Source organism: Lentzea sp. NPDC051208, assembly GCF_040682435.1.
Classification (GTDB): Bacteria; Actinomycetota; Actinomycetes; order Mycobacteriales; family Pseudonocardiaceae; genus Lentzea; species Lentzea kristufekii.
This window is the reverse complement of record NZ_JBFBAW010000004.1, coordinates 272,470-297,898: the sequence shown is the minus strand read 5'-3', so window position 1 is coordinate 297,898 and position 25,429 is coordinate 272,470. Positions and strand designations below refer to the sequence as shown.

General features: G+C 70.8%; 28 protein-coding genes and 1 pseudogene. 5 read left to right on the top strand and 24 right to left on the bottom strand.

All coding sequences use genetic code 11. The features are described from left to right. Nucleotides 1-25: 25 nt before the first annotated feature. The 3 genes and pseudogenes from AB0M48_RS11800 to AB0M48_RS11790 all read left to right on the top strand — a co-directional run. Nucleotides 26-526, top strand: a pseudogene (locus tag AB0M48_RS11800) (type VI secretion protein); the annotation flags it as partial. Nucleotides 527-618: 92 nt separating this feature from the next. Further along, on the top strand, nucleotides 619-1,689 hold the full coding sequence (locus AB0M48_RS11795) for a replication-relaxation family protein (protein WP_363839358.1): 1,071 nt from the start codon (nucleotides 619-621) through the stop codon (nucleotides 1,687-1,689). A 67-nt stretch (nucleotides 1,690-1,756) separates the two neighbouring features. Continuing rightward, the gene (locus AB0M48_RS11790) at nucleotides 1,757-2,671 is read left to right on the top strand and encodes a bifunctional lytic transglycosylase/C40 family peptidase (protein ID WP_363839923.1); all 915 of its coding nucleotides are present in this window, start codon (nucleotides 1,757-1,759) and stop codon (nucleotides 2,669-2,671) included. On the opposite strand, the gene AB0M48_RS11785 is transcribed toward AB0M48_RS11790, so the two are convergent. The 3 genes from AB0M48_RS11785 to AB0M48_RS11775 all read right to left on the bottom strand — a co-directional run bounded on the left by AB0M48_RS11785 (nucleotide 2,661) and on the right by AB0M48_RS11775 (nucleotide 5,213). Beyond that, the gene (locus AB0M48_RS11785) at nucleotides 2,661-3,107 is read right to left on the bottom strand and encodes a hypothetical protein (RefSeq protein ID WP_363839355.1); all 447 of its coding nucleotides are present in this window, start codon (nucleotides 3,105-3,107) and stop codon (nucleotides 2,661-2,663) included. The genes AB0M48_RS11790 and AB0M48_RS11785 overlap by 11 nt on opposite strands. A 43-nt stretch (nucleotides 3,108-3,150) precedes the next feature. Further along, on the bottom strand, nucleotides 3,151-3,876 hold the full coding sequence (locus AB0M48_RS11780; protein WP_363839352.1) for a hypothetical protein: 726 nt from the start codon (nucleotides 3,874-3,876) through the stop codon (nucleotides 3,151-3,153). Nucleotides 3,877-4,076: 200 nt separating this feature from the next. After that, complete coding sequence (locus AB0M48_RS11775) at nucleotides 4,077-5,213, bottom strand: hypothetical protein (RefSeq protein WP_363839349.1); 1,137 nt, start codon at nucleotides 5,211-5,213, stop codon at nucleotides 4,077-4,079. A 428-nt stretch (nucleotides 5,214-5,641) separates the two neighbouring features. On the opposite strand from AB0M48_RS11775, the gene AB0M48_RS11770 reads away from it, so the two are divergent. Further along, nucleotides 5,642-6,193: a MarR family transcriptional regulator gene (locus tag AB0M48_RS11770; protein WP_363839346.1), complete on the top strand. Its 552-nt coding sequence runs from the start codon at nucleotides 5,642-5,644 to the stop codon at nucleotides 6,191-6,193. 632 nt (nucleotides 6,194-6,825) lie between these two features. Here the strand turns inward: AB0M48_RS11770 and AB0M48_RS11765 are convergent. From AB0M48_RS11765 to AB0M48_RS11720, 10 genes are all read right to left on the bottom strand, one after another. Then, nucleotides 6,826-7,125, bottom strand: coding sequence for a hypothetical protein (locus AB0M48_RS11765; RefSeq protein ID WP_363839343.1), 300 nt, complete (start codon nucleotides 7,123-7,125; stop codon nucleotides 6,826-6,828). After that, on the bottom strand, nucleotides 7,110-7,541 hold the full coding sequence (locus AB0M48_RS11760; protein WP_363839340.1) for a hypothetical protein: 432 nt from the start codon (nucleotides 7,539-7,541) through the stop codon (nucleotides 7,110-7,112). Before AB0M48_RS11760 ends, AB0M48_RS11765 begins: the two co-directional genes overlap by 16 nt. After that, entirely contained in the window at nucleotides 7,538-8,140 is a 603-nt protein-coding gene (locus AB0M48_RS11755) for a hypothetical protein (protein ID WP_363839337.1), read from the bottom strand. Before AB0M48_RS11755 ends, AB0M48_RS11760 begins: the two co-directional genes overlap by 4 nt. 25 nt (nucleotides 8,141-8,165) lie before the next feature. Then, the gene (locus AB0M48_RS11750; protein ID WP_363839334.1) at nucleotides 8,166-8,993 is read right to left on the bottom strand and encodes a hypothetical protein; all 828 of its coding nucleotides are present in this window, start codon (nucleotides 8,991-8,993) and stop codon (nucleotides 8,166-8,168) included. Between the two features lie 33 nt (nucleotides 8,994-9,026). Then, on the bottom strand, nucleotides 9,027-9,371 hold the full coding sequence (locus AB0M48_RS11745; RefSeq protein ID WP_363839330.1) for a hypothetical protein: 345 nt from the start codon (nucleotides 9,369-9,371) through the stop codon (nucleotides 9,027-9,029). Next, complete coding sequence (locus AB0M48_RS11740) at nucleotides 9,368-9,895, bottom strand: hypothetical protein (protein WP_363839328.1); 528 nt, start codon at nucleotides 9,893-9,895, stop codon at nucleotides 9,368-9,370. Before AB0M48_RS11740 ends, AB0M48_RS11745 begins: the two co-directional genes overlap by 4 nt. 93 nt (nucleotides 9,896-9,988) lie before the next feature. Then, the gene (locus tag AB0M48_RS11735; protein ID WP_363839325.1) at nucleotides 9,989-10,246 is read right to left on the bottom strand and encodes a hypothetical protein; all 258 of its coding nucleotides are present in this window, start codon (nucleotides 10,244-10,246) and stop codon (nucleotides 9,989-9,991) included. A 76-nt stretch (nucleotides 10,247-10,322) separates the two neighbouring features. Further along, entirely contained in the window at nucleotides 10,323-12,128 is a 1,806-nt protein-coding gene (locus AB0M48_RS11730; protein WP_363839322.1) for a vWA domain-containing protein, read from the bottom strand. A 49-nt stretch (nucleotides 12,129-12,177) separates the two neighbouring features. Beyond that, nucleotides 12,178-13,425, bottom strand: coding sequence for an AAA family ATPase (locus AB0M48_RS11725; RefSeq protein ID WP_363839317.1), 1,248 nt, complete (start codon nucleotides 13,423-13,425; stop codon nucleotides 12,178-12,180). A gap of 36 nt (nucleotides 13,426-13,461) precedes the next feature. Then, complete coding sequence (locus AB0M48_RS11720; protein WP_170067831.1) at nucleotides 13,462-13,602, bottom strand: hypothetical protein; 141 nt, start codon at nucleotides 13,600-13,602, stop codon at nucleotides 13,462-13,464. 854 nt (nucleotides 13,603-14,456) lie between these two features. On the opposite strand from AB0M48_RS11720, the gene AB0M48_RS11715 reads away from it, so the two are divergent. After that, nucleotides 14,457-14,960 (top strand): winged helix-turn-helix transcriptional regulator, encoded by a 504-nt coding sequence (locus tag AB0M48_RS11715; RefSeq protein WP_363839313.1) that lies wholly within the window; start codon nucleotides 14,457-14,459, stop codon nucleotides 14,958-14,960. Between the two features lie 32 nt (nucleotides 14,961-14,992). On the opposite strand, the gene AB0M48_RS11710 is transcribed toward AB0M48_RS11715, so the two are convergent. The 11 genes from AB0M48_RS11710 to AB0M48_RS11660 form a co-directional block, all read right to left on the bottom strand. After that, nucleotides 14,993-18,058, bottom strand: coding sequence for a transcriptional regulator (locus AB0M48_RS11710; RefSeq protein WP_363839310.1), 3,066 nt, complete (start codon nucleotides 18,056-18,058; stop codon nucleotides 14,993-14,995). 193 nt (nucleotides 18,059-18,251) lie between these two features. Next, the gene (locus tag AB0M48_RS11705) at nucleotides 18,252-18,677 is read right to left on the bottom strand and encodes a hypothetical protein (RefSeq protein ID WP_184671155.1); all 426 of its coding nucleotides are present in this window, start codon (nucleotides 18,675-18,677) and stop codon (nucleotides 18,252-18,254) included. 50 nt (nucleotides 18,678-18,727) lie between these two features. After that, complete coding sequence (locus AB0M48_RS11700; protein ID WP_363839307.1) at nucleotides 18,728-19,219, bottom strand: hypothetical protein; 492 nt, start codon at nucleotides 19,217-19,219, stop codon at nucleotides 18,728-18,730. After that, on the bottom strand, nucleotides 19,216-19,623 hold the full coding sequence (locus tag AB0M48_RS11695) for a pilus assembly protein TadE (protein ID WP_363839304.1): 408 nt from the start codon (nucleotides 19,621-19,623) through the stop codon (nucleotides 19,216-19,218). Before AB0M48_RS11695 ends, AB0M48_RS11700 begins: the two co-directional genes overlap by 4 nt. Before the next feature lie 110 nt (nucleotides 19,624-19,733). Continuing rightward, nucleotides 19,734-20,183, bottom strand: a complete 450-nt coding sequence (locus AB0M48_RS11690) for a TadE/TadG family type IV pilus assembly protein (RefSeq protein WP_363839301.1) — start codon at nucleotides 20,181-20,183, stop codon at nucleotides 19,734-19,736. 5 nt (nucleotides 20,184-20,188) lie between these two features. Continuing rightward, the gene (locus AB0M48_RS11685) at nucleotides 20,189-20,377 is read right to left on the bottom strand and encodes a hypothetical protein (RefSeq protein WP_054044579.1); all 189 of its coding nucleotides are present in this window, start codon (nucleotides 20,375-20,377) and stop codon (nucleotides 20,189-20,191) included. Between the two features lie 50 nt (nucleotides 20,378-20,427). After that, nucleotides 20,428-21,321, bottom strand: a complete 894-nt coding sequence (locus AB0M48_RS11680) for a type II secretion system F family protein (protein WP_363839296.1) — start codon at nucleotides 21,319-21,321, stop codon at nucleotides 20,428-20,430. A 5-nt stretch (nucleotides 21,322-21,326) separates the two neighbouring features. After that, on the bottom strand, nucleotides 21,327-22,253 hold the full coding sequence (locus tag AB0M48_RS11675) for a type II secretion system F family protein (protein ID WP_363839292.1): 927 nt from the start codon (nucleotides 22,251-22,253) through the stop codon (nucleotides 21,327-21,329). After that, nucleotides 22,241-23,719, bottom strand: coding sequence for an ATPase, T2SS/T4P/T4SS family (locus tag AB0M48_RS11670; protein WP_363839289.1), 1,479 nt, complete (start codon nucleotides 23,717-23,719; stop codon nucleotides 22,241-22,243). The genes AB0M48_RS11675 and AB0M48_RS11670 overlap by 13 nt, the downstream gene beginning before the upstream one ends. Continuing rightward, nucleotides 23,716-24,618 carry a chromosome partitioning protein gene (locus AB0M48_RS11665; RefSeq protein WP_363839286.1) on the bottom strand — a complete coding sequence of 301 codons (903 nt, stop codon included), beginning with the start codon at nucleotides 24,616-24,618 and terminating at the stop codon, nucleotides 23,716-23,718. Before AB0M48_RS11665 ends, AB0M48_RS11670 begins: the two co-directional genes overlap by 4 nt. Further along, entirely contained in the window at nucleotides 24,618-25,328 is a 711-nt protein-coding gene (locus AB0M48_RS11660; RefSeq protein WP_363839283.1) for a hypothetical protein, read from the bottom strand. The genes AB0M48_RS11665 and AB0M48_RS11660 overlap by 1 nt, the downstream gene beginning before the upstream one ends. Nucleotides 25,329-25,429 lie beyond the last annotated feature (101 nt).

Genomic DNA, 25,429 nt, shown 5'->3' with positions numbered 1-25,429 from the left:
CCGAGAGGGTCGTGGAGCTACCCGACTGCCATACCCGATCGAGGACATGCTCGCCGAGGCCCGCGGGTTCCGGGTCGCGATGACCCTGGCCCACCAGCACCTCGGCCAGCTTCCCCGCGAACTGCGTGAGGGCATGTCCACCAACGCCCGCAGCAAGATCTTCTTCAACGCGAGCCCCGAGGATTCACGCGAGCTGTCCCGCCACACCGCCCCGCGGTTGTCCGATCACGACCTCGCCCACCTCGGCGTCTATCACGCCGCTGTGCGCTTGGTCCTCAACGGCGAGGAAGCCCAGCCGTTCACCATGCTGACCAAGCCCCTCCCGCCCGCCGTCCCCGGCAGGGCACGGGAGATCCGCGGCGTGGCGCGCCGCACGGCGCGGACCCGCGCGACCGAGGCCGCCACCGGCGGGCCCGCAACCGCTGGCACTCGGCCGCCACGCAGCTCGTCAGGTACGGCCCGACCCGCCAACCGGAACGAGCCCGTCGCGCGCCCGCGTAGCGCCGACCCCCGCCGCAACGGCTGACCGCCCGCTCTTCCGCTCGTTCACCCGCCCATCACGCCCCGGCGCGCTTCGCGCCGGGGCGGTTTCGCCCTGCCCTTCCGGAGGTGCCCACCATGATCACCAATCCCACCCGGCAGCGTGCTTTGCGCGGCCACAAGCCGACCCGGCCTACGGCGCGTGTCGCGAACACCGCCGAGCACCAGGCGGTGCTGGCGTGGCGGCTGACCCCGCGCGACAAGTGGATCGCCCGGATGCTTTGGGAGCACAAGGTCCTCACCGCCCACCAGATCACCGCGCTCGCGTTCCCCAGCTTTCGCTCCGGGCGGATGCGGCTGCGTGAGCTCTACCTGTGGGGCGTCGTCGACCGGTTCCAGCCTTTCGTGACCCTCGGCACCGCGCCGATGCACTACGTCTTGGCGCCCGCCGGCGCGGCCGTGCTCGCTGCCGAGGACGGTCTGGACGTCAAGGAACTCGGCTACCGGCACGACCGGGTCTTCGGCGTCGCCCACAGCCTGCGCCTGGCCCACACTGTCGGCGTCAACGAGTGGTTCACCGCCCTGGTCGACCGAGCCCGCAACCCGCACCCCGGCGAGCAGGTCGAGCTGGCGGCGTGGTGGTCGGAGACCCGCTGCGCCCGCCACTTCGGCGACCTGATCAAACCCGACGGCTACGGCCGCTGGAGGTCAGATGAATGGCAGGTCGAGTGGTTCCTCGAGTACGACTTCGGCACCGAGCCGCTGAGCAAGCTCGCCGGGAAACTGGCCGGCTACGCCGCCCTCGCGCAAGCCACCGGTATCACCACCCCGTTGTTGGTGTGGCTGCCGACCTCGCGGCGCGAGGCCGCCGCCCGCCGGCTGCTTGCGAAGGCGTGGCGCGAGCTCGACGACCGGCGCTCGGTGCCGGTCGCCACCGCGGCGGCCGAGCTGCTCAACCCCGAGGCCGTCCACCCGAGCCCGGCTGACGAGGTCTGGCTCCCGCTGACCGCAACCGCCGGAGCGTCCCGGCGAGCGCTGTCAGGGCTGCCCGACGCCTGGCCGCACGTGCCGCCGCCGGTTACGCCGACCGAGGAGGCCCCGGCGGGTGCGGACTCGCCGCAGCCGATGTCGCCGCCGCCCTCGCCGATGCCGCCTACCTCGACCAGCTCACGGGCGCCGCGCGGGGCGGGCCGGCCGGGGAGGTGGTGAGAGCGTGCTCGCCAAGATCGCTATCGGGGCTGCGGCCATCCTGCTGCTCATCCCCGTCCTGCTCGGCATGGGCGTGAGTGCCGTGGTGGACGCGCTGTTCGGCAGTTCCTCGAACACCAGCATCGACTGCACGGCACCGATCGCTGACATCCCGCCTGACTACTGCCTGCTCTACGTCACCGCAGCCCCTGACTGTCCCGGACTGGATTGGACCGTGCTCGCCGCGATCGGCAAAGTCGAGACCGACCACGGCCGCCTGAAAGCCCCTGGCGTGGCCGAGGGTGAGAACTTCGCCGGGGCCGGCGGGCCGATGCAGTTCCTCGCCCCGACCTTCAACGGCGTCATCGCAGCCCACCAGATCCCGCCGGGTGGCGCGAGCCCGCCCTCGCGGTACAACCCACACGACGCCATCCACGCCGCGGCCTTCCTGCTGTGTGACAACGGAGCACGCCGAGGCGATCTGCGAGCGGCGATCTTCGCCTACAACCACGCCGACTGGTACGTCGACATGGTCCTCAAGCAGGCTGGCAAATACGCCGAGGCCGCCGCGACCAGCATCGGCAACGGCGACTGCAACGCCATCCAAGCCCCCAACGCCGTCACCCTCGCCGCGATCAACTACGCCTGTGGCCAAAGGGGTTTGCCGTACGTATGGGGCGGCAACGGCCCCGACGGCGGACACGCGGGCTTCGACTGCTCCGGACTGACCAAGGCCGCCTACGCCGCCGCCGGAGTGAACCTGCCCCGTACCGCCCAAACCCAATACGACGCGGGCCCACGCGTCCCCGCCGGACAGCCGCTGCTGCCGGGCGACCTCGTCTTCTACGGCACACCCGGCAACATCCACCACGTCGGCCTCTACATCGGCGGCGGACTCATGATCAACGCCCCGACCTTCGGCCAACCCGTGCAGATCGACAACTACCGGTACAACGGCGACGACTACGCCGGGGCGACCCGCCCGGCGGCTTCTACTGCATAACAGGTTCGACCTCCCCCGCACCCGCGCCGACAATCGCGGCGAACGGTTGACCGAACGAGTCGACCAGCACGATGTGCTGGGTGAACAACGGCAACTCGACCGAGTCCAGCGGGATGATGTTGTAGGTGCTGACAAGGTCGAACAACGTGGTGATCACGGCTCGACTCGTCGCGCGTGCAGGGACGGTGTCGAAGCCCTCGACGCGGATGTGCAGCATTCGCTGCCACGGGAGCACGGTGACGACCGTGCGGGTGTACGCCGGAAGATCCTCCCGCTTACGTGCCTCGGTGATGTCGTGAGAAATGCGCACGGCGATGGCTTCCAAGGTGTAGCCGGGACCGTCTCCAGCCTTCGCGCCCCGCACAATCGCACTGTCCTTTGTGTGCAGGAATTCGTCCACGGTTAAGCCTTTCCTGTGCCAGGACAGCCGGGCCACCAATGCAAGTGGATACGGGTGACCCGGCTGTCGAACAAGGGAGCTACAGCTCTCGGCGCGGTTCGGTCGTCTGTCCTCGTCGGGCGCGAAGGTCCGCGCGCAGGTCACCGAGAGTGCGTCCGTCCGAGGTTCGTTTCCACGCCTTCCAGCCGTTCTGGTGCTTGCCGCCGAGTGCGGTCAGAGCGCCGGAGGGGTTGACGTAGGCACGGCCGTCGACGAGGACCAGGGTGCCGTCGGAGTTGATGCGGGCGGTGTGCCGGGCACCGCGCCCTGGACGGTCCCAGATGAACTCCTCGCCCGTGTGGATCAGGCCGGTGGCGAGCAGGTCCACGAGGCCGCCGTTGCCGCCCCAACCCCGCAGAGGTCGACCGGCTGTCGCGCCTGGCATAAACGAGGCTGTCTCAGTTGCTTCGACGTGCAGCCCCATGATCGCCGCAGCGGTCATCGCGACGGTCCACGGCCAGCGCGGGTCCATCCCTTCCCACTCGCCGACCCGCATCCACCGGTTCCCGTGGGCGAGCAGCATTTCCACGTCGACCTCGTCGTCCGGCGGCGACTCGTCGTTGGGTGCGGTCAGCACGAGGACTAGATCGCCTTCGCATACTGCCGCCTGCGGCTGGTCGGGCAGCCAACACCCGGCGAACAGGGCGACTTCGCCTTCTCGGTTTGGGTCGGTGTCGTCCAGGACGTCCGCTGCCACCACGAGCAACGCCCAGGTGTTCTCGGGTTGTCGCATCGGCGTCGGGGCGACCGATGGGGCGAGAATCACGGCATCGGGCGGAAGTCCCTCCCGCCACAATAGCGCCGTCTCTTCGTCGGATTGTGGGGGCGTGGGATGCGTCGCGGGGTCGTCGGCTGGCCGGGCGGTGTTCGGCACGGCAGCGGCGGGCTGGTGGGGCGGAACGGCATCGGATTCGGCGGTCATGATGGTGCCCTTCAGATCGGATGGGTCGAACAGTGGGAGTGGTGTCATCGGCGCAGGACGTTCACGCGCTCGCCGCCGAGCAACGGTTTGTCTTCCGGACCGGCGAAGTGCGGGTCGATCCAGATCGGGCGGTGGTCGTTGCGGCTGGGGTAGTACTGGTTGCGCCAGTGCCCGCGCACGATCCAGCGGTGCCGGTACTCACGAGTGCCGTTGCCGAAGTCCTCGTCGGGGCGGTCGGACGGCTCGGTGCGGGCACGCCGCAAGTCGATGTAGCGCACGGTGGGATCGAGAACCGGGTCGAGGCGTTCGATCCGACGCCGGGCAGCGCGCGGCGCGGTCACCTGCTCCGAGCGCACCAAGGTCTGCCCCATAAGCAGCCACGTCGTGAGAATGGTGCGCTGCATGGCGATCCTGGCTTCGCTGTCGCGAGAGGACTCGTCTTCGGACACCCCATCCGGCCAGCCCTCCATCTCTGTGAACTCCATCGGCGTGAGCGCACACCACTCGTAGCCGTGGGGTGGGGCGAACGACGGCGGCACCGGGGCGCGTTCGAGATGCGGCAGGAACGTGGCGAGGACATGGTCGGCGACCTGATCGGCGGTCTCGTCACTCTCGGAGGGCCTGTTTTCTGGAGTCGGCTCGGGCAGGTCGCGCGCTGCGGCCGTTCTCGCTCGCGCCAGCACCTCGTCACGAGGTGCCTGCGCGAGTGTGCGGCCGATACGGACGATGCCTTGCTGTGACGGCGACGTGGTCGCCCAGGTGTGCACCCACAAGCCGCCGCGTCCCGGACCCCACGTGACAACCGAGACCGCGTTGTGGCGTGCGGCGGCTGTTCCTTCCACGGGTGGGTGCTCGTAGACCATGACCCCGATCTGCGCGGGCAGGTCCTCCGGCTGCAGTCGGTAGTCGGTCAGCGTGTCGGCGGCGTGGCGGGCGAGGTCGGTCATGTCGGCGGAGACGTAGAACAACTCCGCCGCCGGAAGCTGGACCGCCAACGTCCCAGCGATGGTGGCTCCCACATCGTCGACACGATCGAACACTCGCGATTCGGTGGCATCGTCCGGACTCGGTCCCAGGAAGAAGCGGAACCAGTTGCCCGCGCCGTCGAGGGTGGGGTCACGCGCCCAGTCGGTCATGCGTGCGCGGATTTCGGGCACGTCCCGCGCCGTCACGGCGATCATGCCGCGCTCCTACGTCCCGTGGCTTCGCCGATGCTTCCAAGGCGCGAGTGCGGGCTGTGGGCGCCGCGGTTGCACCGCGGCCGGCGCGTGGGTGCGGCGAGTTCCTTCGCGTCGTGCATTCGGTCAACCCCTTTTACGGCAATGTTTGTGGTCGGGTCGACGTGTATGGACGCTTCGTGCACGCGGAGGTGTCAACGCCTGTGGGTGCTACCGACGCGAAGTGGACCGGTTCGTACTAACGAAGTAGCGCGACGCGGGCGTGTGTCCACAGGAGACAAGGGGTTCTTCGATGTACCGCTTGACTTCATGCGCCGAAGGAAGCGTCCATAGTTATGCGACCCAACACCACCGGATGCGCACCGGGGGCCGCACCCGCTCCGGCCGGGGCATGACCACCCAACCCGAACCGTCATCACTGCGAGGTAGTCATGTCCACCAACCGCACCCTTCGAGCTGTCCCCACTTCGGCGACCGACACGGCCAAGCCACGCACGGAGACCGAGGAGAAGCTGTGGCAGGCACTCCGGAACAACCCCGGCGACACCGCCACCGCCCTGTCCACCGCCGCCGGGATCGGTAAGTCGACCGCTCCCAAGATCCTCACCCGCTGGGAGAAGGACGGTCTCGTTACCCGAGCCACCGGGATCACCGACGGCGGTTCCCGCCCGGCCGACCGTTGGTCCATCACGACCGACGACCAGCCCACGGACGACCAGCCCACGGACGACCAGCCGACCGACGACCGTGCCGGGAAGCCCCAGAGGCTGGCACCGGGGGCGTTGCGGGGCATGGTCGAGGACTACCTGCGGGACAACTCGGGCGAGTTCAGTCCGAACGCGATCGGCAAGGCGTTGGACCGGTCCTCTGGTGCGGTACACAACGCGCTGGAGAAGCTGGTCGAGAGCGGCTATGCCGTGCGAACCAGTGACAAGCCGAAGAAGTACTCCCTCGCCGCGACGACTGCGGCGGCAACGGAGTAGCCGTCCCCCGCTATCGGGCGGGTCATCTCGTCACGTGCCTCCAACGGATCACCGTTGGGGGCACGACGACGTCCGGGTTCACGCTCCTGCGTAGGGGTTTCAGGATTGTTCGTCGCACATGGCGGACAGCCACTTGACGGCAGGGACGACCCGCGCGGGTCCGATCGCGGTTGCCGTGATTCGTGTAAGTCGTTGGCCTGATTGGTAGTTCCGATGACGCCGAGGCGGCCGATGCCCGTGTCGCGTGGGGTGATCCGTTCAGCCGATGGCAGGTGGAACGGGCACGATCTTCCTTTTTGCCGAGAACTTCCGGACGGTGAGCCGCAGCGAGTTAGGGAGCCCCCCGTGGGGCACCATGCGGATGTTCACCCCGAGCACGTGTCTCTGTCGCTCTCGTGGCGGCGGGTTCGACCTCGGCCGGCGAGATCCCTCTCAGGAGGGGCAGAAGGCTTGGAGTCAGTTCGTTGAACCGGAAGTTCAGGGGGCCGGGGAGGCATTGCGGGCCCGCGATGTTGTGCGCGGCGGTGTGGGTGTGGGCTGGTCGTGAAGGCCGACCAGCGACCCGTTGGGGTCGCTGGGAGGTGGGGCGTGTGGCGGCCCCGTTGGGGGTTGGGTTGGGTGGTTCGGATCGGCTAGGAGGCGGCGTCCCATTGTTGGGTGGTGGGGTTCCACATCGCCTCGGTGAGAAGCCGGTTCAGGTCGGCTAGGCCGGGGCCGATCATCCAGCCGAGGCGTTCGCAGTCGGTCTGGCCGGGCCAGCGGCCGGACCAGGTGTCTTTGCCGCAGTTGTGTTTGTGCTCGCAGCTCAGGCGTTGGAGCCCGGTGCGCAGGCACATGGCCACGTCGCAGCCCTCGACGTGTGGCTGGCCGATGGCGACCTCGCAGTCCGGGCAGCGCGGTTGGGGCGCGGAGAGGTCTAGTGGGTCGGGCATGTGCTGTCGTGCCTTTCGGTCTGATCGTGGCTGGGGGCGGGTTGGGTGTGTCCGGTCGCGGTGGGTCGTCGTGGTGGGTGATCGACGCGCGGCATCGCGTAGCTCCAGATGCGGCCGGTGATCACCCATGCTCGGCCTCGGTTGAAGAGGTAGATCCAGTCGGTGCTGCGGCTGTCCGGCCAGGACCACGGCCAGCCCTCGCGGGGGTGGTGGCTTTGTCCGAGGTTCTGTTGGGCGAATTCATCGAGGAGGTCGAGTACGGCGTCGGCGAACGTTGTCGGGTCCGTGGCTTCCAGCAGGCGTCGGCCGGAGTCGAGGCTGCGCAGGGTTTCGGGGCCGGCGTTGCCGTGGAGGGCTCCGAGCCATCGGGCGCGGCGTCCGGTTTCGTCGTAGAAGTCGGCGGTCGTGGGGATCATCGACGGGCTTCGCGTTCGGCGTCGGCAGGGTGCGTGAAGTAGCAGTCCTCGTCGCATTCCTGCGTGCCCCGGCTGGTGATGAAGGGGCAGTCCTCGCGATGGTGCTTGGTGAAGGTGACGCTGCCGTCGGGGTGTTCGATGATGTGCAGCGCACCGCCGTGGGTGTAGGCCCAGGTGATGTCGTCGGGTTCGATGCGGTGCTCGGCGTCGTAGCCGTAGCTGGTCGCCAGAAGCGCGCTGATCGCGCCGTGCAGGTGCGGCGAGAGGGTGTGTGTCGTCGGCGGGGCGGCGAGGATCGTGGCGGCGCGCTGCAGGAGGCGTTCGGTGACGGGGCCGAGGAACCTGGCGGGGTCGTCGATGTCGGGTCCTGGTGCCGGGGTTGTGTACCACCAGTCGCTGGTTGCCTCGGCAGCGAGCATGGTCCACGTCATCTGATCGTTGAGCACTTCAGCGACCGCGCGACTTGTGATGGTGACGTAGCGGCCTCGTTCGACGTGGGCACGGACGGTGCGTCCAGCGATCTCGACGGTGCGGGTGTGGTGGTAGTGCTGCGGGCTGGTGCCGGTGGTCTCGTCTCGTTCGGTCATCGAGGTGGTCATCTCGGAGTCCTTCCTGGTGGTCGGTTCAGCGACGGGCGAGTTCGGTGCGCAGGTCGGCCAGCGGGCGGTTGTCGTGAGCGCGTCGCCACAGGTGCCAACTGTTGGCGGTGAAGTCGCAGAGGTGGGTGGCGAGGGCGTTGACAGCCGACACGGCGAACTCGTCCGGTCCGTGCTGGAGAATCCCGCCTGCCCGGACGGTGGCGACGTGCTCGCCGAGCGCGACGTGGTCGCCCTCGGCGAGCAGCCCGGCCTCGAGCAGCTCGGCGAGGCCGTCGGGTGCGCGGCGAGGCGGCGAGGCCGCGGACTCGCCGGCAAGGCCGAGTCCCCGCGAGAGCCAGCCGGGCATGGCGGCGGCGATCGGCCCGGTCAGCATCACCCACTGCGCGTCTTGAAAGGCGGCGTCGGCGAGATAGCGCATGTGCACGAGCACCGTCATGGCGACCTCGTGCGGCCAGCGCGGGTCCACCGCCTCCCAGGTGCCCACGGTTCGCCATTCGCCCTGCATCGCGGCGAGGACCTCGACATCGGTCAGGGCGGGGTCGGTGGTCGAGGTGTGCAGGCGCACCACGAGGTCCCCGGCGTGCAGGGTGGCGGGCGGCGGTTCGGGTAGCCACACTCCGGCGAACAGGTCGGCGGTGTCGGTGTGCGCGGGGTCGGGTGCGGGGGCGTCCCCGGTGAAGCGGACCGGGGCTCCGGCGGCGTCGGTGGTCCGCACGGCGACCACAACGAGACCCCACACCCCGGAGGGCGGGCGCATCGGCACGGCGGCCGGAACGGTGGGGGCGAGCAACACGGTCTCGGGCGGCAGAGTGCCGGGAAGTGGCGGCGTCGTCGCGCCGTGATGCGCGGTCATGACTGTCCTCCAAGTGGAACGGGTGCTTCAAGGTCACCGGGGCGAGCGAGTCGCGTCCCGAAGGCGCTGATCGATCTCGTCCTTGGGAGCGGTGAGGATGGTGGTCAGCACGATGACGGCGGAGCCTTCGTCCAACGGGCGGACGGGATTGCCGTCGAGGGTGAGGTCGTGACCGTCGGCGGTGACGATCCGCCAGTCCTGTTGGCGGATGCGGTCGGCGCAGTAGTAGCTGCCGACGAGTACACCGTCGCGGGTGACGGTGCCGTACAAGATCTGCTGCGCGTCGGCGGGTTCGTAGATGATCGCGGTCACTGTGCAGCCGTTCTCGGTGAAGCTGCGCGCGACGATGTCGACCTCGGGCGGGTTGGGTGCGGTCATCTGCCTTCTCCTTCGGTGGCGTGTTGGGTGTCGTGCGGGTTGGTGAAGCACTGTCCGGCGGCGGTGGGCAGTCCAGTGGCGGGGTCGCGCATGAGCGGGAGCGGGACCGAGGGTGGGTCGGCGGGTGCGCGCAGCCACGCGTGGATGTCGGGGGGCCCGATGTCCTCGGCGGATTCGCGGGGGTTGCGTGGGTCGAGTGGTTCCCAGCGCACTCCGCCGCCGACCGTGAGGAACACGCCGGGAGTGGCGGGGTCGAAGGCGACGATCCAACTGCTCATGTGGCTGGTCGCCCACGGCCACGGCCACCCGGTTCGGCGGGGGAAGGCCGTGCCGATGCCTTCGGTCTCCCACACGATGACGAGGTAGGCCACGGCCGCGCGGTAGGTGGGCTCGTCGGTCGCGGTCAGCGCGAGGCGTCCGGGCGGGACGCGCAGGAGGTTCTCGGGTTCGCATTCCCATTGCAGGGAGCCGAGCCACTCGGCGTCATGGCCGCGCCCGAGATAGAAGTCGGTCTTGGTCGACATGACCTCAACTCACCGGCCTTTGGGCCCGGCCGGCCTCGCGCCGCGGCCTCGCCGGCCAAGGCCAGCTGCGCGAGGCGCCAGTGAGGGTGGTGGTCATGCCGACCACCCGAGGGCATCGGCGGCGATCGCGGGCAGGTAGCCGACCTGTTCACCGGTGCCGAGCCACACCACGGGCGGGTCGGTGGGCCGCACGCCCCACGACTGGGCGTCGTCGGGGGTGCACACCACCCGCGCGAGCATGTGCTCCATCGGGTAGCCGGGTTGGGCAGCGACCCGCAGCGGGGTGGCGGGGTCGTAGCCGGACAGGGCGGCGATCAGGTCGCCCACGGTCCGGGGGTGTGCGTGTGTCATGGCGGGTCACCTCGTGGTCGTGGGTTGGTGCGGGGCGGGTGGTCCGGGGCGGGGCGTCCCGCCCCGGACCGTGGGGCTAGCGGGCGGTCGCGCGGAGGGCGGCGGTGGCGGCGTGCCCGATGGCGCGGGCGGTGGCGGCGGGGTCGGTCAGCACGTGGACGGTGGACCCGTCGAGCGGGGTGTCGTGGGTGCCGGTGGTCAGCCACAGCACGGCGCACCCGGACGCGCGCAACCGGTCAAGTTTGCGCTGCCCGTCGATGCGGGGCTGGAAGCGGTAGTCGCCGTCGGACACGATGACCAGCAGCCGCGCCGCACCGGGGCGGGACAGCCCGAGGGCACCGTCGAGGGCGTCCAGTGCGACCGGGATGTCCTCCCAGTTGTCGTTGGAGTAGAACTCGGTGACCTCGGCGGGCGGGCGGCCGGGGTGGGTCAGCGGGCGCACGTGGTGCCCGAAGATCACGCTCGCGGTGTCGGTGGGCACCCTGGTGTGGCGGGCGGCGTTGGCCAGAATCCACGCCGCCGAGGCCACGTGCGCGCACGCCCACCGCATCGACCCGGACACGTCGCACGCCACCCCGACCCGCAACGGCGGCACGGTGACCGGGGTACGGGTGGTGCGGGTGAACGGTTCGGCGGTCACCACCGCCCCGGCGGCACGTTGGGCGTCTGCGGCACGCACACCGCGCATCCGCAACCGCCCCGGCGGGACCTCCGAGGTGGAGCGCACCGCGACCCGTTCCCGGACCCCGGCGGTGTCCAACGCCCGCGCCAACACCCGCGCGGCGGTGCGCTCTTCCGGGGTGGGCGGGCGGGTACCCGCGAGCTGGGTTGTCCCGGTGCGGGGACCACCAGCGGCGAACACCCGCCGCGCGGACTTCTGCGCCTCCTTCTCGGCGGCGTCGGCTTTCGCCTTTTCGGCGGCGGCGACGGCGGCGGGGTCCTCGGGGGCTTTCTCCCGCGCCACCCTCGCCGCCACCCCGTTCAGTACGGCGGCGATCGCGTCCGCCAACGGCGACGGGTCGGCGGGGGCGTTGCCGCTACCGGTGCCGGGGGTACTACCGGACGGGTCGGGGGTGCTGGACGGGTCGGGTGCCGCGCCGGGGTCCGGGTCGGCGGGGGTGTTGGGTTCGGTGTCCGGGTCGGTGCCGAGGATCTCGCACCATTGCCGCCCGAGGGCGAGCATGGTCTCGCCGTCGTCGTCGGCGGTGCGCAACGCCGTGCGCCACACCGCCCGCAACTTGCCCAACGTGTCGGCCCCGAGCACGTCTTCGATGACACGGGCGACGGGGGCGACCTCGGTGCGGGTGAGCACCCCGCCGTCGGCGCGTCCCAGTAGCAGCGCGGCGGTGTGCGCGGCGTGCGCGGGGGTCATCTGCGGGGCGGTGGCGGGGTCGGCGTACAGGTGCAGGTCGGCGGCGACGATGCCGCGCACGCACGCCCGCAACCAGTGCCGGTCGTCGGGGCGGCGGCGGACCTGTGCGGCTTCCATGCGGGGCTCTTCCAGCAGCATGGCGGCGGCGACCACGCCGGGTGGGGCGTCGTCCGGTGGTTCCCACGCGGTGTGTTTGGCGTGCCCGCACTCGTGGGTCAGGGCACCCCACGCCGGGGCGTAGCGGGGGCGGTCGGACAGGTTCGCGGGGTCCACGGTGGCGGGGTCCACCCCGAGGTGGTCACCGTCGACCTCGATCAGCGCACGGGCTGGGTAGAAACACGCCGGGGCACCCCCGCCCGCGCCGGGCGCGACGGTGACCAGGAGGTCGTCGCGGTCGGCGATGATCGGGACCTCGTCGGCGAAGGCGGCGGACAGGGTCAGCCATTCCGGGCGTGCGGGGAACACGGCGGCACCGGTGGCGGTCGGGTCGGCGGTGAAGTGGGTGCTCACGGTTACGGGTCCTTTCGCGACGGTCACGGTTCGCGGGCGGGTTGGGAGGTCAGGTTTTCGGGGTGATGCGGGCACCGAGGGCGAGGGGGGCGACGGTGCGCCCGAACGCGTCGCGCACCACGGCGGCGACGGTGGCGCGGTCCTCTTCCGGCGCGATGCCCACGAGGTTCCCGGCGGCGGCGTCGGTGCCCAGCACGGCGGCGATCTTCTTGAACGCCAACAGTTCCCGCAGTTGGGGTGCCCATCCGACCTCGCCCCGTTCCTGCCGGGTGGCGAGGTTGCGCGCCACGCGCACCGCCTTGCGGTCCACGCCCAACTGGTCGGCGAGGTCGTAGTCGCTGGACACCTGAACCTGTACGGAGAACCGAGACGCGAGGGCGTCGGTGAGCACCGCGCCGTGCACGCCGGGGTTGTGTCCGGCGACCACGTAGAACCCCGGCGCGGCGTCGATGATCTCGCCGCCGTTGGCCTTGATCACGATCTGGCGGCGTCCGTCCATCGCGGGGTAGACCACGGCGAGCACGGTCGGCGGGATCAGCGTCGCGTCGTCGATGAACAGCGGCACCCCGTCCCGCATCGCGCGGACCAGCGGACCGTGCACGAACACGAACTCGCCATCCGGGGTTTTGGTGTAGTCGCCCACAAAGTCGGCGACCACGGTGTCCCCGTCGCCCTGAACCGTGATGCAGTCCGGGAACGCCGCCTCCACCACCGACGTCTTCCCGGTCCCGGGCGGTCCGTACAGCAGCGCGGCGACCCCGGCATCCCGCAACCGCGCCAACGCGGTCACGTCCGGCATCCCGGACAGCAACCGGGGGTGGTAGTCCATCCCGTTCGGGCGTTTCACCGGACCGGTGACCACGCCCGCCGCCCCGGCGGCGGACCCGCCCGCGCCCGACGGGGCGGGCGTGGTCGTGGGCGCGGCGGACGGTGTGCCCGTCGGCGTTTTCGGGGTTTTCGGGCGGGGCGTGCGGGGCGGGGCGGGGGTGATCGTGGGCGCGGCGGCGGACGCCGTGGTCGCGGTCGCCCGGTAGGCCAGCGGGGACGTGGAAGCGACCTCGGCCTCCCCCCGGTCCGCGAGCACTTTGCACGCGTTGCCGACCGCCCCGGATGACCGGTTCAGGGTGGCCGCGATGGTGCGCGGGGTGAGGTCGGTGCCCGCGTTGTCGGCTAGCACTTTGGCGACCATCGCGCGGAGTTCACCGTTGCCGAGCCGTTTCGGCGCGCCCGCCGGGGTGGTCGGCGTGGTGGTGGGTGCCGTGGCGGGCGGTGCGGCGGGCGGGGTGGGCGTGGTCATCGCGGGCGTTCCTTTCGGGTGTGCGGGGGCGGCGGGTCAGGCGGCGAGCGCGGACTCGGCGGCGTCGGCGGCGGTTTGGTGCCGTTCGGCGTCGGTGTCCGCCGCTTCCGGGGTGGCGTGGTCCGCCGACCATCCGCAGTAGCAAAACGCGGTGGCGGTTCCGTCGTCATTCGTCACGGTGTCGGCGTAACACATAATTGGCTCCCCGTTTTCGACATGGCTCGCGCCGGGCGTGGTATTCGGTGTGGTTTCCGGTTCCCCCGGCGACAATTCAATTATGACTCTGCGCCGCGCGTGATGCAATAGGTTTGGCAGCTCATTTTCAAGACTCTTTTCGTTCGACCCCGTCGCCACCATTCCAGAATCCCGACCCGGCGCGCGACCGCGCGTTTTCAACCGAAAATGCGACCACGTTTCCGCAGGTCAGAAGGCGACGAGCGACGGAAGGCGACCGGAAGACCGAAAGCCGACGACACGCGTAAAATACAAAAAGAAAGGGACTAAGAGATATTAAGAAGGGGGTAATTGAACCAGAAAGACGGCAGTAAGAAGCCGGAGGCACCCGCGGAGGCGACACGGCAGACAGCCGGCCACCAGCCCGCCCCGATGTGTTCACCGGCTTGTGGCCAAGCGAGTCTGGGATACCAGCGGATCCCCCTACAGGGCTCCTGACCGGCGTCTTCGCTGCCCGGAGAGGGTGGCGCTCTAACAGGATCCCCAACCTGATCCCCAATGTGATCCCCCGTATGAACCCCCAACGGAAGTGACCGTACGCGCTGTCGATCTCCACAATGACTACACAGAGTGACATCTCACCGAGGTTGAGCTGAGTAGGAATACGGTGGGCGACTTCGGCCGTTTGGCGTAGCGTGGGAAGCTCGACACTCGTCGCCAGGGGAGGCGGAGGGTGAGGGTGCGGTCGCGCTGAGCAGGCACGATCGCCTCGACGGCAGACTCGGGGAAGGGCCTGCCGCAGGTCGTGACGAGCGGGCGCGCAGTGGGGGTCCGGTCAGCGAACACGGGGAGGCGCGGTGACGGAGCGAGATGACAGGGTCCTTCGTGGACTGTATGACCTGAAGAACCTTTTCGGGGACAAGTGGGTACCCGCCATCCTGGTAGCACTCCGGGACGGCCCGCTGCGTCGGGTAGAGATTCTTTCCACGGTCAACTCGTATTCCATCGACGAGAATTGGACGGACAAACACGCTGTCCTGCACGATAGCATTCTGGCGCGCACATTGAAAAAGATGCGCGAACAGGGTCTCATCGTTCGCGAGAGTTGCGATAAGTCTTTTCCGCCGGAGGTCGCGTACTCGTTGACTCCGGTGGTCGCGGAGGTGTTGACGCTGGCAGAGCCTCTGATCGAGTGGACTCGCGCACATCCGGAATTGCTCTCGCAGGCGCAAGCGCACAGCCGTCAGAGTGGTGCGGAGACGTCCATTCTCGATGACGTGGTCGATCTCGACTCCCCAGCCGGGGCCGGTCGATTCCACTCCACCGACCGTCGCCCTCGTGCCGGTGGCACCGTCGGGTGACCCGACGCCACGTACGAGGCCGCCGGCGGGGCTCATCCCGCTCGGCTGTGCCCGCGGTCTGCTCGTCCCGGTTCGCCCGGAACATCGTGGCGACGACGTAGCCGGTCGGCCAGGTCGACGGCCTGGTGCGTGGGCCGATCGTCGACCTCGGCGAGCCGTGTGGTGAGCAGGGTCAGGGTGCGCGGGATGGCGTCGAGCTGTCCGAGGCGTTCCTGCAGGCGCATGATGTCGCGGTAGATCAGTTCGTTGTGCGGGTCGAACGCGCGCGCGATCTCGAGCAGGTCCAGCGTCTGTTGTGGATCGTCCTCGACGAGGGCGCGGGCCAGGGCGGCGACGGCGTCGATGGCGTCGCGGCGGATGGCCTCGCGGGCGGTCTCGATCCAGTCGGTGGAAAGCCCGTCGGCCAGGGGGCCGGTGTAGCTGTCGACGATCCGCCGGTACGCCTCGACCCGATCGGCGTCGCTAACGGCGGCGCGGCGGGCCGCCACGGCGGCGGCGAAGTGGTGGTAGTCGACCTCCACCAGTTCGGGGTCAAGCTGGTAGCGGCCCTCACCGACCACCACGAGGTCCGACAACGCGTTGCCCGTTGCGGCGGCCAGGGCGCGGCGCAGACGTGAGAGCGCGGTGTTCATCGCGTTGGTGGTCCGCTCCGGCGGGTTCGTGGCCCAGAGCGCGGCGATGAGCGCCTCGCGGCTGGCGCCGTCGGGGTGCAGCGCCAGGAAGACGAGCAGCTCGCGCAGGCGTGGCTGGAACGCTGAGGTGATCTCGCGTTCGGTGGTCTCGCCGTCGGGTGTTGCCGGCGTGGGACGCCACCACACCCGCGGCGGCCCGAGCACGCTGACGCGCAGCGGCGCAGACGCTCCCTCGCGCGGCTCGGCGGAGCCCTGTGGCCCACTCTCCGCCGACAATCCGTGCTGGTGGCCTTCACCGGTGTTCTGGGTTGCTGTGTCGACGTCGGAGCGAACGGGTTGGACAGGGCGCAGCCGGAGACCGGGTGGCGTCGCTGGTGCGGGCTCCGGCCAAAGGATTTCCAGCTCACCGTCGCTTCGCCGGTCGTTTTCGGCGGGGGCTGCCAGCAGCTCCAGGTCTGTGTCGGCGACCGGCGCCTGGATGGTGGTCTCGGTGCGCGTGTGCTCGCTGCCCGCGGGGCCGCGGTCGTCGGTGCTCGCGCCGGGACCGGGATCGTCCACGACGACATGAGGACGCGGCACGACCGCTGCACGTGGTTCGTCGACGGCGGTCTCGGTGAGCTCGGGCTCGACGTCCGCGTCCGTTTGATGCAGCAGGTCCAGCAGGTCAGCGAGGTGGTCGTCACCCAGTCGGAACACGCGCGCGCCGCGCAGCGGCTCACCGAGGCCGGGGCTGGTGGTGGAGATGGTGCCGTCGTCGCGGACGTAGGCGGTCACCCCGCTGCTCCATTGGCCCAGCAGCAGTCCGGTCACGCCGACGGTCGAGCCGTTGTCCAACACCGCCTGCAGCCTGCGGGCCTGGCGGCCGGGTGCGCGGGCCGCCAGCACGACGGGTTCCCAAGGTTGGCCGGTGGGCGGGAGTTGACCGACGCGAACCAGGGTCTCGGATTCGAGCATGTCCAGCGCGGCGTCGAGGTCGGCTGCCACTCGCACACCCGCTGGAAGCGGTGCCTGCGCCACGCGCCTGCCGAACAGGACCGCGAGGTCGTCGGCAGGCACGATGACCGTGGCGGGCCCGTGGGTGGTGACAGCCGTGCTCAGGATGGCCACGAGCAACGCACGGACCGCGGCCGGTGCGCCCGCGCCGAGCAGCCCCAGGCCGTGCGCGGCGGCCAGGTCCACCGCGATCTCGCGGCCGTCCCGGACACCGACCGGCAGGACCGCTGCTTGGTCGTCGAGAACGTCGGGAACGTCGGCATGGGTGCCGAGTACGAGCGGCGGTGCCGATGCGCGTGGTGGCCGTTCGGTCGGCCAGTCGAGGTCTACCTCGTCGTCGCCGCTGGTGGTGTCGTGGTCGACGCGCAGGTGCGCCAGCCGCAGCTGGTAGACGACCGGGGCGACGGGTAGGTCGCTGCGGTCGCCGCTGCCCGGCTTGTACCGGCGTCGATTCCGCCGCCGGGCCGCGACCAGGGCGGCGCTGACCGCCGCGGCCAGGCCGAGGCCGACGAACAGTTCTTCGCCCCAGCGGATCCCCGGCTCGCCTGCCGCGTCGATGCTCGGCGGCGCTTGGGTCGCAGGTGGGGCCTGCGTGGTTGGTGGGGCTTCGGTGGTGACGGGTGGTTGGGTCGTGGAGGGCACCGGTGTGGTCGTGCTGCTGGGTGGCGGCTCGGGCGCAGGGGGCGGGGTTGGCGGCGGCACCGGGGCGGTGACTGGTGGGGAGCTGACGGTGGCGTCGTCGGGCAGGGCCATCTCCTCGCCGGGGAAGATCAGGCTGGGTCGGGCGAAACTGCCGCCGTTCGGTTGGGGTTTGCCTTTGTTGAGCGCGTAAATCTCCGGCCAGCGGTTGCCGTCACCAAGGGTGCGTTCGGACATCCGCCACAGCGAGTCGTACACGCCGGTGTCGGGGTTGTACGGAAGCACCACGGCGGATTTCACGCGGCTGGGCTGTTCGACCGCTCTGGTCGTCGCGTGGTGTTCTGGCGCGCTGTAGGCGGCCGGTCGCACCACCGCGAATTTCCCCTGTTCGGCGGGTGTGCTCCAGGCGGGAGCCGTCGCCACCACCTCAGCTGCTGCACCACCCGCAGCGGGGCTCGTGGCGGGCAGGCCGGCGCGTTGACCGAGGATGGAGATCAGGACCGCGCCGACGAGCGCGGCCGCGATCCGGTGCACTGGTCCGGCCGCCGCCAGGTCGGGCATCCGGGCGTCGTGGGCTATCTCGACCGCGCAGCGGGCGACGTCGAGGGTGAAGAAGGCCCACACGAGCCAGGTCGCGCAGGCGAGGAAGTTCAGCAGGAATGTGGTGGTCATCGGGCCGAGCAGGACACCCTGGACTTCCGCCCAAGAGGGCAGGTGGTCCGGCAGGGGCCAGCCGACGAAGTGCGTCAATGCCCACGGCAGCCCGGCCAGCAACGCGGCCAGCACGGTGGCCGCCAGTACGCCGCGCACCAGCCGGCCGAGCGCGCGGAGCACCCGCCCAGCGCCCTTCCACGCCCGGCCTCGCGTTCGCCGACGCGACTTGCGGCGGGAGGAATGCGGGGTTGTGGCCATTACGTGCTCGTTTCCTCAACAGACTTGGGCGTAGTCGCTCGCCGTCCTGGTAAAGCGACGGCATGGGGGCCGTGCCGTAGATGAACCTCACGGGCGACGCCAACGTGGGTACCGATCAGCTCGCGCGGGCACCGATCAGCTCGGATGTGTCCGTCCGGGCAGCGACCGGGCTGTCGCCGGAGCTGCGCCTCTGCTCGGGTGCCTGTGCTCTCGATCCAGACGAAGAGGGCACGTCACCGTGCGCGCCGGTCGTGGTCGTGGCCTTCCTTCGCTTGCCGCGGCTGGGCTTGCGCCCCGCGAGCCACCCGGTGAGGTCGGATGGCTTGAGATCGGTGAAAGCCGCCAACTCGTCAACGTCGATGACGTCCTGGGCGCCGGCCACCACCTCGCCGAGCTCGCGTTCGACCTCGGCGAGCTGGGCGACGATCTCGGCTCGGCGTTGCGCAAGTTCACCGACCTGCTGCGCGGCGGCAGCCCGCCGCGCACTGCGGGCGGTGTCGGCCTCCTCGACGCGTTGGCGAATCTCCTCGGGCGTTGCCATGCTGCTTCCCCTTCTCTGCGATGCCGTGTTCACGGCGGACGACGATGTGGTCATGGATCGATCGCGGTCACCCCGCGCTGCGGGTGTGCGCTGCCCTGCCCGTGCACTTGGAGCGACCCGATGCCGACCAGCCCGAGCAGCTGCGTGGTCTGCGAAGCGGTCACGGTGACCGTGACGGTGTCGGCGGAGACGGTCACCGTGCCGGTGGCGCCCTCGGCGGCAAGGTGGGCCTGGGCGTTGGCGACCGCCTGAGCGGGCATGAGCTGCAGGCGGCCGTTGCTGCGGTAGGCGGTGAGGTCGATGGCCTGGGCGCCCGCGCGGGCCGCGGCCTCGGCCTGGCCGTTGGCCCGCACTTTGGCGGCCAGCGCGAGGCCACCGTCGAGGGTCAGCCCGGCTAAGGCCAGGATGCCGACGGTCAGCGCCAGGACGAACGCGGTCACCCGGCCTTCGTCGGCGCGCCACCACCGCAAGCGTGTGCGCCACCACGTCGACCACGAGGTCGACCACCAGCTGCGCCGGGCATGGCGACCTCGCCGGGTCATGTCTCGCTCCCGGTGTTCGGGGTCGAACGCCAGAGATCCACGGGTTCGATCGAGGTGGCAGAGAGGGTCTTGCCGCCGGGTACGCCGAGGATGAGCGCGTCGCCGAAGTCGACGGCACAGGACACGGTCACGCTGACCGTGCCGCCGGGACGCAGGCCGCCGGTCGACGTGCTCACCGACAACGACGCGCATGTCACCCCTGCCGAGGACAGTGCGCTCGCCGCGGTCGACTGAGCCGCGGTCGTCGCGGCCGTTGGGGTGCGTTCGATGCTGGCGGCGCGAGCAGCCTGGTGGGCGGCGTCGTCGATACGGATCCGCGCGTCCACCCCTCGGTGGATCACGACCCCGACGAACACCAGCAGCATGACCAGGAACGGCGCCGCGATGGTGACTTCGGCCGCCACCGACCCGTCATCAGCACGCCACCAGGCCGCCCACCCCTGCCGACCGGGCCGGGCGCGGCCGTGACGCCGTCCTGGGCCCGTGAGGGGCGCGGTGTGCCGGGCCATCGCCATCACCGGCCTCCCAGGTCGGGGACGAAGCGTTCGACGGGCCCGACGGCTTCGGCGTGCACCGGCAGGCTCAGGAACGGCACGACCGAGGTCGCGGTCCCGCTGACCCGAACCGAGGCCGAGTCCGCAGTGCGATCCGAGGCGACGGTGGAGCCGGTGAGCGGGCCGTTTGCGAGCTGGTCGAGCAGTTGCCGGGCGCTGGACGTGCCGGCCGCGGCGGTCCCGTTCTGGGACCGTGCCACCGCGAGCCCTTGCGAGGCGGCGGCTTGGGCGATGTGGGTGGCGTGCGACCAGAGCGCGAACTGCACGATGGCCAGCAGCATCAGCAACAACAGGGGTGTCGCGATGACCAGTTCCGCGCTGACCGACCCACGATCACCGCGCAGCGCGCGACGGACCCGACGCCATCCGGCGCGAGTCGCCGGTGACCGAGTGTTGTGCTTGTGGCTCATGGGGATCACATGGTGATGCCGTTGGCCTTCTCGGTGACCTTTGCGATGACGATCGCGATCACCGCGAGCGCGGCCACCACGAGCAGCGCCGTCACCAGGACGGTTTCGGTCGAGTACCCGGCTTCCGGCTGGCGCCGCAGCTCCTCCCACCGCGCTTGCACCACTGTCCACAATGCCTCCACTTGAGTACGCATCGTGTTGTCCTCCCTTGTCGTTCATGTTCGGTCGCTGTCCGCGCGCGATGTCACAGTCCATTGAGGACCTGCGTGAGCGCGGGGTAGGCGATGAAGGCCAGGAACCCGAGGAACAGCGCCATCACCGGCAGGCTCATGCGCTCGGTGGCGGCTTGGGCGTCGCCTTCTGCCTCGGTGATCTGGTGGGTGCGCAGTGCTCCGGCTTTGGCGGCCAGGGAGGTGCGGACCTTGGCGCCCTCGGTGCCGGCCAGGCTGACCGACGCGGCGAGCTCGGCGAGCTCGGTGACGTCGAGTTCCTCGCCGAGCTGGCGCAGCGTCGCCCACGGGGTCGTGCGGGTGAGGCGGGCGGTGTCCAGGGCGCGGCGGATCTGCTCGAACGCCCATCCTCGTCCGATGGTGACCGAGTCGCCCAGCGCGCTGTCGACGCCGGCTCCGCCTGCCAGGGTGATCCACACCAGGTCGAGGTAGGCCGAGAGGGCGTGGCGGAACCCGGTGCGCAGCTTCGCGGCGTCGGAGCGGGCTTGCAGGTCGGGCAGGACGAACCCGACGGCCGCCAGGACGAGTCCGGCGATGATCGGGAACTCGAAGCCCGGTCCGAGTCCGGCCACGGTGAGGACCACGGTCAACAGGACCGGGAGCAGCAGTCCGGCGACGGTGAGGGTGGCTTTCTCCGCCAGGTGGGTCGAGGTCGAGCGGCCGATGACCGCCAGGTCCTTGGCCAAGCGCGTGCCGGGGAGCCCGAGCGCGCGCAGTGGGGCGACCGCGGGTCGGCCGAGTCGTGCGGCCCAGCCGGTGTCGTCGGTGGCGAGGATGGGTACCGGAGCGGGTGGGGCGGTGGCGTGGGCCAGGACCGCGCCGAGGGCTGGTCGTGGCGGGAACAGGTAGACCGCCAAGGCCCACAGGCCGATCCCGGATCCGATGCCCAGGGCGATGTAAGTGATCACGGCGTTCACTCCTGCCTCGCGGTGACGAGGATCTGTGCCGGGCCGGCTGCCGGGTCCTGGTCGGCGGCGGTGGAGAGGAACCGGTCGGGCTGGGCGACGCGGGCGATGCGGTTGAGCCACGCGAACCCGGCGGCGAACAGCGCTCCGATGCCCAGCAGCACGATCTGCCCGGCGGCGCTGTCGTAGGCGCCCATGTAGTTGCGGTTGAGCAGCACCACGGCGACGGCGAAGGCCAGGGTGGTGCCGACGATGACGCGCACCGAGGTGCGGGTGCGGGCGCGTCCGGCCTCGACGCGCATCCGCATCGAGGCTTGGCCGCGGGCGGCGTCGGCCAGCGAGCCGAGGAGGTCGGCGAGCTGGCGGGTCTGTTGTTCGGCGGCCAGCAGCAGGGCGGCGATGACCAGGTCGCCGACCGGGTCGTCCAGGCGTTCACCGAGGCGACGTAGGGCGGGCGCGAGCCGGTCGCCGTTGGCGATCCCGGCGGCGAGCTCGCCGACCTCGCTGTGGATGGCCGTCGGCGCCAGCGGCGCCGTGGCGAGGATGGCCTGCTCGAGCCCCGCGGCGGCCGACAGGGTGTCGCGGAGCATCTCGGTCCAGGTGGCGATGGCCTCGATCCGCGCGACTCGGCGGGCGTGCTCGGGGTCACGGCCCAGCACCCGCGGGAGTGCCCAGGCGGCGAGGCCGGCCAGGACGGCGCCGACGAGCCAGCCTGTGAGCAGTCCTGTCACCACCCCGACCGTGATGGCGAGGGCGATCCGCAGGCCGCGGTGCTGGTCGACGGTCCGGGCTGCACGGGTCCGGGTGCGGCGCTGACGCTGGAGGTCGGTACCGCGCCAGCCGAGGACCACCAGCAGCAGGCCGAGCCCGGTGCCAACGCCGAGCAGCGCCGCGGCGGCCGTGGTGGGGCTGAGGGTGATGTTCACGGTGTCCACCAGCCTTCGGGGTTCTCCAGCACGCCGGGGTCGAAGCCGACGTCGACCAGGTCGTCGAGGGTGTCGCTGCGCAGCGCTCCGGCCACGGGGCGTGCGCTGCGATCGGGTCCGGGGCGGTAGACCTCGTTGGAGATCACCTGCGAGCCGTCGGCGCCGACGACCTCGCGGATCGAGGACACGACACGGGTGCGCCGGTCCTCGGCGCGGGCCAGGTGCACCACGAAGTGCACCGCCGAGGCGACCAGAAGATTCGTGGCCTCCAGCGGCAGCCGCTCGACGCCCTGGGCGGCGTAGGAGGCCAGGCGGGTGAACGCGATCCGGGAGCTGGAGGCGTGCAGGGTGGCCATCGAGCCGTCGTTGCCCTGAGACATGGCGTTGCACATCGGGATGACCTCAGGCCCGCGGATTTCACCGACGATCACCCGATCCGGACTCATCCGCAGACCCCACCGCACGAGTTCGGCCTGGCTGATCGCGCCCTCGCCTTCCACGTTGGCTTCTCGGGCCTGGAAGGCGGTCACGTCGGCGTGGATGTCCGGGTCGTGGTCCAGGCCAAGCTCGAAGGCGTCCTCAATGGTGACGATGCGCTCCAGCGGGTCCATCTCGCTGGCGAGCGCGCGCAGCAGGGTGGTCTTACCCGCGCCGGTGCCACCGGTGATCAGAACGTTCTTGCGAGCCTTCACCAACGCCCGCAAGAACGCCTCCAAGCCGGGGTCCAGGGTGCCTCGGCGGCGCAGCTCGGGCAGGGTGACGGTGAGGTAGCCGTGACGGCGGATCGACAACGCCGTCACCCCACCCGCGGTCAACCCCATCACGGCGAACAGCCGTTCCCCGCCGGGGAGCTGGAGGTTGACCGCCGGGGAGCCCTGGTCGAAACGGCGTTCCTGGCTCGATGCCCTGGCGGCGAGCAGCCGGACCAGATCGGTCAGCTCCTCGTTCGAGCCCGCGATCGGGGCGACCGGGGCGCGGCGGCCGTCGTTGTACTGGACGAAGACCCGGTCGAAGCGATTGGCGTTGATCGTTTCCACGGTCGGGTCGTCCAGCAGCGGCTGGAGCCCGGCCATGCCGAACAGCTCGTTGACGACCTCCCCGACGACCCGTTGCTCGACCTCGCGGGGCAGCAGTTGCCGGCCCGCGGCCAGCTCGTTCTCGGTGTGCACGCGCAGCGCCTCGTCGAGGATGCCGCGCGCCAGCTCGCGGCGAGCCTCGCGGGTGGCGGTCGTCCCGGTGCGGTCCTGCTGATCGGCCACCCGCTGCGGAAGCTCCGCGTTCAACCGCTCCCGGAGGTGCTGCCGCAGCCGTGCCGTGGCCGCCGAGAGGTCGGCCGTGTCCTCGTCGGTGCCCCAGCCCAGCGGCGGCACGTTAGCGTCGTGTCCAGGTGCGGCGCTGCCGAACGGGTCCGTTCCGGATGGCTGGTGGGGGCGCAGCGGCACCGGCGCCGGGTACTGGTTGGTCGGGTACGTCACGACGCCTGCCCTCCCTGCTGGTCGCGGTGGTCGGTCACGGGGCTCGGTGCGACGCGGACACCGTTTGACGAGACCGCACCGGGCGGCACACCCGGAACCGAGCGCAGGACCGGGACCTGCGTCACCGGCTCAGCCGGCCCAGGTTGGATTCGGCTGGCCGGTACGCGCTCGCGGGTGGCGAGTTCGGTGGCGACGCGGTGGGCGAAGCGGCCGAGCGCCGAATGTGCGGGGCCGCTGCGACCCCAGCGCAGCTTGTTCGGCCGACCGCACAGCACGGCCGCGCCGCTCGGGTCATCGGGCACACGCCCCAGCGGCGGGACACCGAGTTCGCGGGCGACCTCGGCGGTGGAGTAGCCCTCACCGACCAGCAGCAGCACCGGGTTGGGGCTCCAGCGGCCGACGGTGGGTAGCCGGCGCGGCAGGTGCGCGAGGTCGTCGGCGTGAGCCCGCGAGAGCAGCACGATCGCGTCGGAGGCGCGCACGATCGGCAGTGCGGGCGAGCCGGGGTCCACGCGCCCGCAGTCGGCGATGACCACCGTGCCCGGCTGGTTTGCCGCCGCGCGCAGGACACCGAGCCCGCTGGTCGGGTCGGGAGCCAGGGCCGAGAGCGCCGCGCGGGCCTGGTCGGCATCGGGCGGGGCGGAAATCACCGGGAGGCCGCCGGGAAGCTGCTGGGTGTGCCGCCACACCAGGTCCGCGTCGGCGCCGCGGCGCGCGGCGGCGGCGAGGCTGACCAGGCCCGGTGTCGAGCACAGCGAGAAGCGCAAGCCGAGATCGCCACCGGAAGGATCGGCCTCGACCACCAGTGCGCGCGCCGGAGCGGGCCAGCGGGCGGCCAAGGCCACGGCCAGCGTGGTGGCGCCCGGTGAGCCTTTCAGGGACAGGACCGAGATCAACATCAGCGACCTCCAGCGGAGAGCATCACGATCGACAACTGACCGGCTGGCACAGCGGCGACCTGGCGTGCGGCGGCCTCGGACAGCTGCACCGAGACCACGGTGTTCTGGTCGTTCGCCGGGGTGGTCACACTGGTCACCACCGCGGGCCAGACCGTGCCGCCATCGGCGGGCGGACTGGTCGCGGTCCCGGCATGGCCGGGCACGAACACCACCGACACCCGCGCGCCCGGTCCGACTTCCGCGGGGAACTGGCCTGGCTTGAGCGCGAGGGCGGCGATGGCCTGCCCGCTGGCCGGGAGCGCGGCACCGCCAACGGCGTCCGGGGTCAGCAGCGCACCGGCCGACAAGCTGGTGGCCATCGGCCTGCCGACCACGGTGGCCGCCTGGTCCGCGCCAACGACCGCGACACCTGGGTCGACCGCGACGTTGACCTGCCGCAGGTCCTGCGTGGTCAGCACGTGCCCGACCGGCACACCGCGGGCCAGCGCGAGCACGGCCTGCCGATCTCCGGAGTTCAGCGAGATCAGCACGAAGCCGCCCACGCACGCCAGCACGAGCAGCACGCCGAGCAGCAGGTACGGCACGCTGCGGCGGCGCCCTGTGGTGCGCAACCGCGAGGCGGGAGGCTTCTTGCCGTCGTTGATCCAGGCGCCGCCTGCCGTGCTCGTGGCTCCGCCGGCATCGGGCCGGGTCGTGGTGTTGGTGCTCACGCCGGTACCTCCAAAAGGCATGGGGGTAGTGCGCCGCGTCGCCAGAGGATGGTCAGCGAGCGGAACAGATGATCATCGCTTTGTGGGCTGGGAAGTGATGC

Bases quoted from the DNA above. Each gene is read 5' to 3' on its own strand.
- AB0M48_RS11725 (WP_363839317.1), bottom strand. From the start codon at position 13,425: ATGACCACGCCCACCCCGCCCGCCGCACCGCCCGCCACGGCACCCACC.
- AB0M48_RS11665 (WP_363839286.1), bottom strand. From the start codon at position 24,618: ATGTTGATCTCGGTCCTGTCCCTGAAAGGCTCACCGGGCGCCACCACG.
- AB0M48_RS11750 (WP_363839334.1), bottom strand. From the start codon at position 8,993: ATGACCGCGCATCACGGCGCGACGACGCCGCCACTTCCCGGCACTCTG.
- AB0M48_RS11740 (WP_363839328.1), bottom strand. From the start codon at position 9,895: ATGTCGACCAAGACCGACTTCTATCTCGGGCGCGGCCATGACGCCGAG.
- AB0M48_RS11690 (WP_363839301.1), bottom strand. From the start codon at position 20,183: ATGAGCCACAAGCACAACACTCGGTCACCGGCGACTCGCGCCGGATGG.
- AB0M48_RS11765 (WP_363839343.1), bottom strand. From the start codon at position 7,125: ATGCCCGACCCACTAGACCTCTCCGCGCCCCAACCGCGCTGCCCGGAC.
- AB0M48_RS11745 (WP_363839330.1), bottom strand. From the start codon at position 9,371: ATGACCGCACCCAACCCGCCCGAGGTCGACATCGTCGCGCGCAGCTTC.
- AB0M48_RS11760 (WP_363839340.1), bottom strand. From the start codon at position 7,541: ATGATCCCCACGACCGCCGACTTCTACGACGAAACCGGACGCCGCGCC.
- AB0M48_RS11775 (WP_363839349.1), bottom strand. From the start codon at position 5,213: ATGATCGCCGTGACGGCGCGGGACGTGCCCGAAATCCGCGCACGCATG.
- AB0M48_RS11755 (WP_363839337.1), bottom strand. From the start codon at position 8,140: ATGACCACCTCGATGACCGAACGAGACGAGACCACCGGCACCAGCCCG.
- AB0M48_RS11700 (WP_363839307.1), bottom strand. From the start codon at position 19,219: ATGACCCGGCGAGGTCGCCATGCCCGGCGCAGCTGGTGGTCGACCTCG.
- AB0M48_RS11770 (WP_363839346.1), top strand. From the start codon at position 5,642: ATGTCCACCAACCGCACCCTTCGAGCTGTCCCCACTTCGGCGACCGAC.
- AB0M48_RS11735 (WP_363839325.1), bottom strand. From the start codon at position 10,246: ATGACACACGCACACCCCCGGACCGTGGGCGACCTGATCGCCGCCCTG.
- AB0M48_RS11795 (WP_363839358.1), top strand. From the start codon at position 619: ATGATCACCAATCCCACCCGGCAGCGTGCTTTGCGCGGCCACAAGCCG.
- AB0M48_RS11705 (WP_184671155.1), bottom strand. From the start codon at position 18,677: ATGGCAACGCCCGAGGAGATTCGCCAACGCGTCGAGGAGGCCGACACC.
- AB0M48_RS11685 (WP_054044579.1), bottom strand. From the start codon at position 20,377: ATGCGTACTCAAGTGGAGGCATTGTGGACAGTGGTGCAAGCGCGGTGG.
- AB0M48_RS11790 (WP_363839923.1), top strand. From the start codon at position 1,757: ATGGGCGTGAGTGCCGTGGTGGACGCGCTGTTCGGCAGTTCCTCGAAC.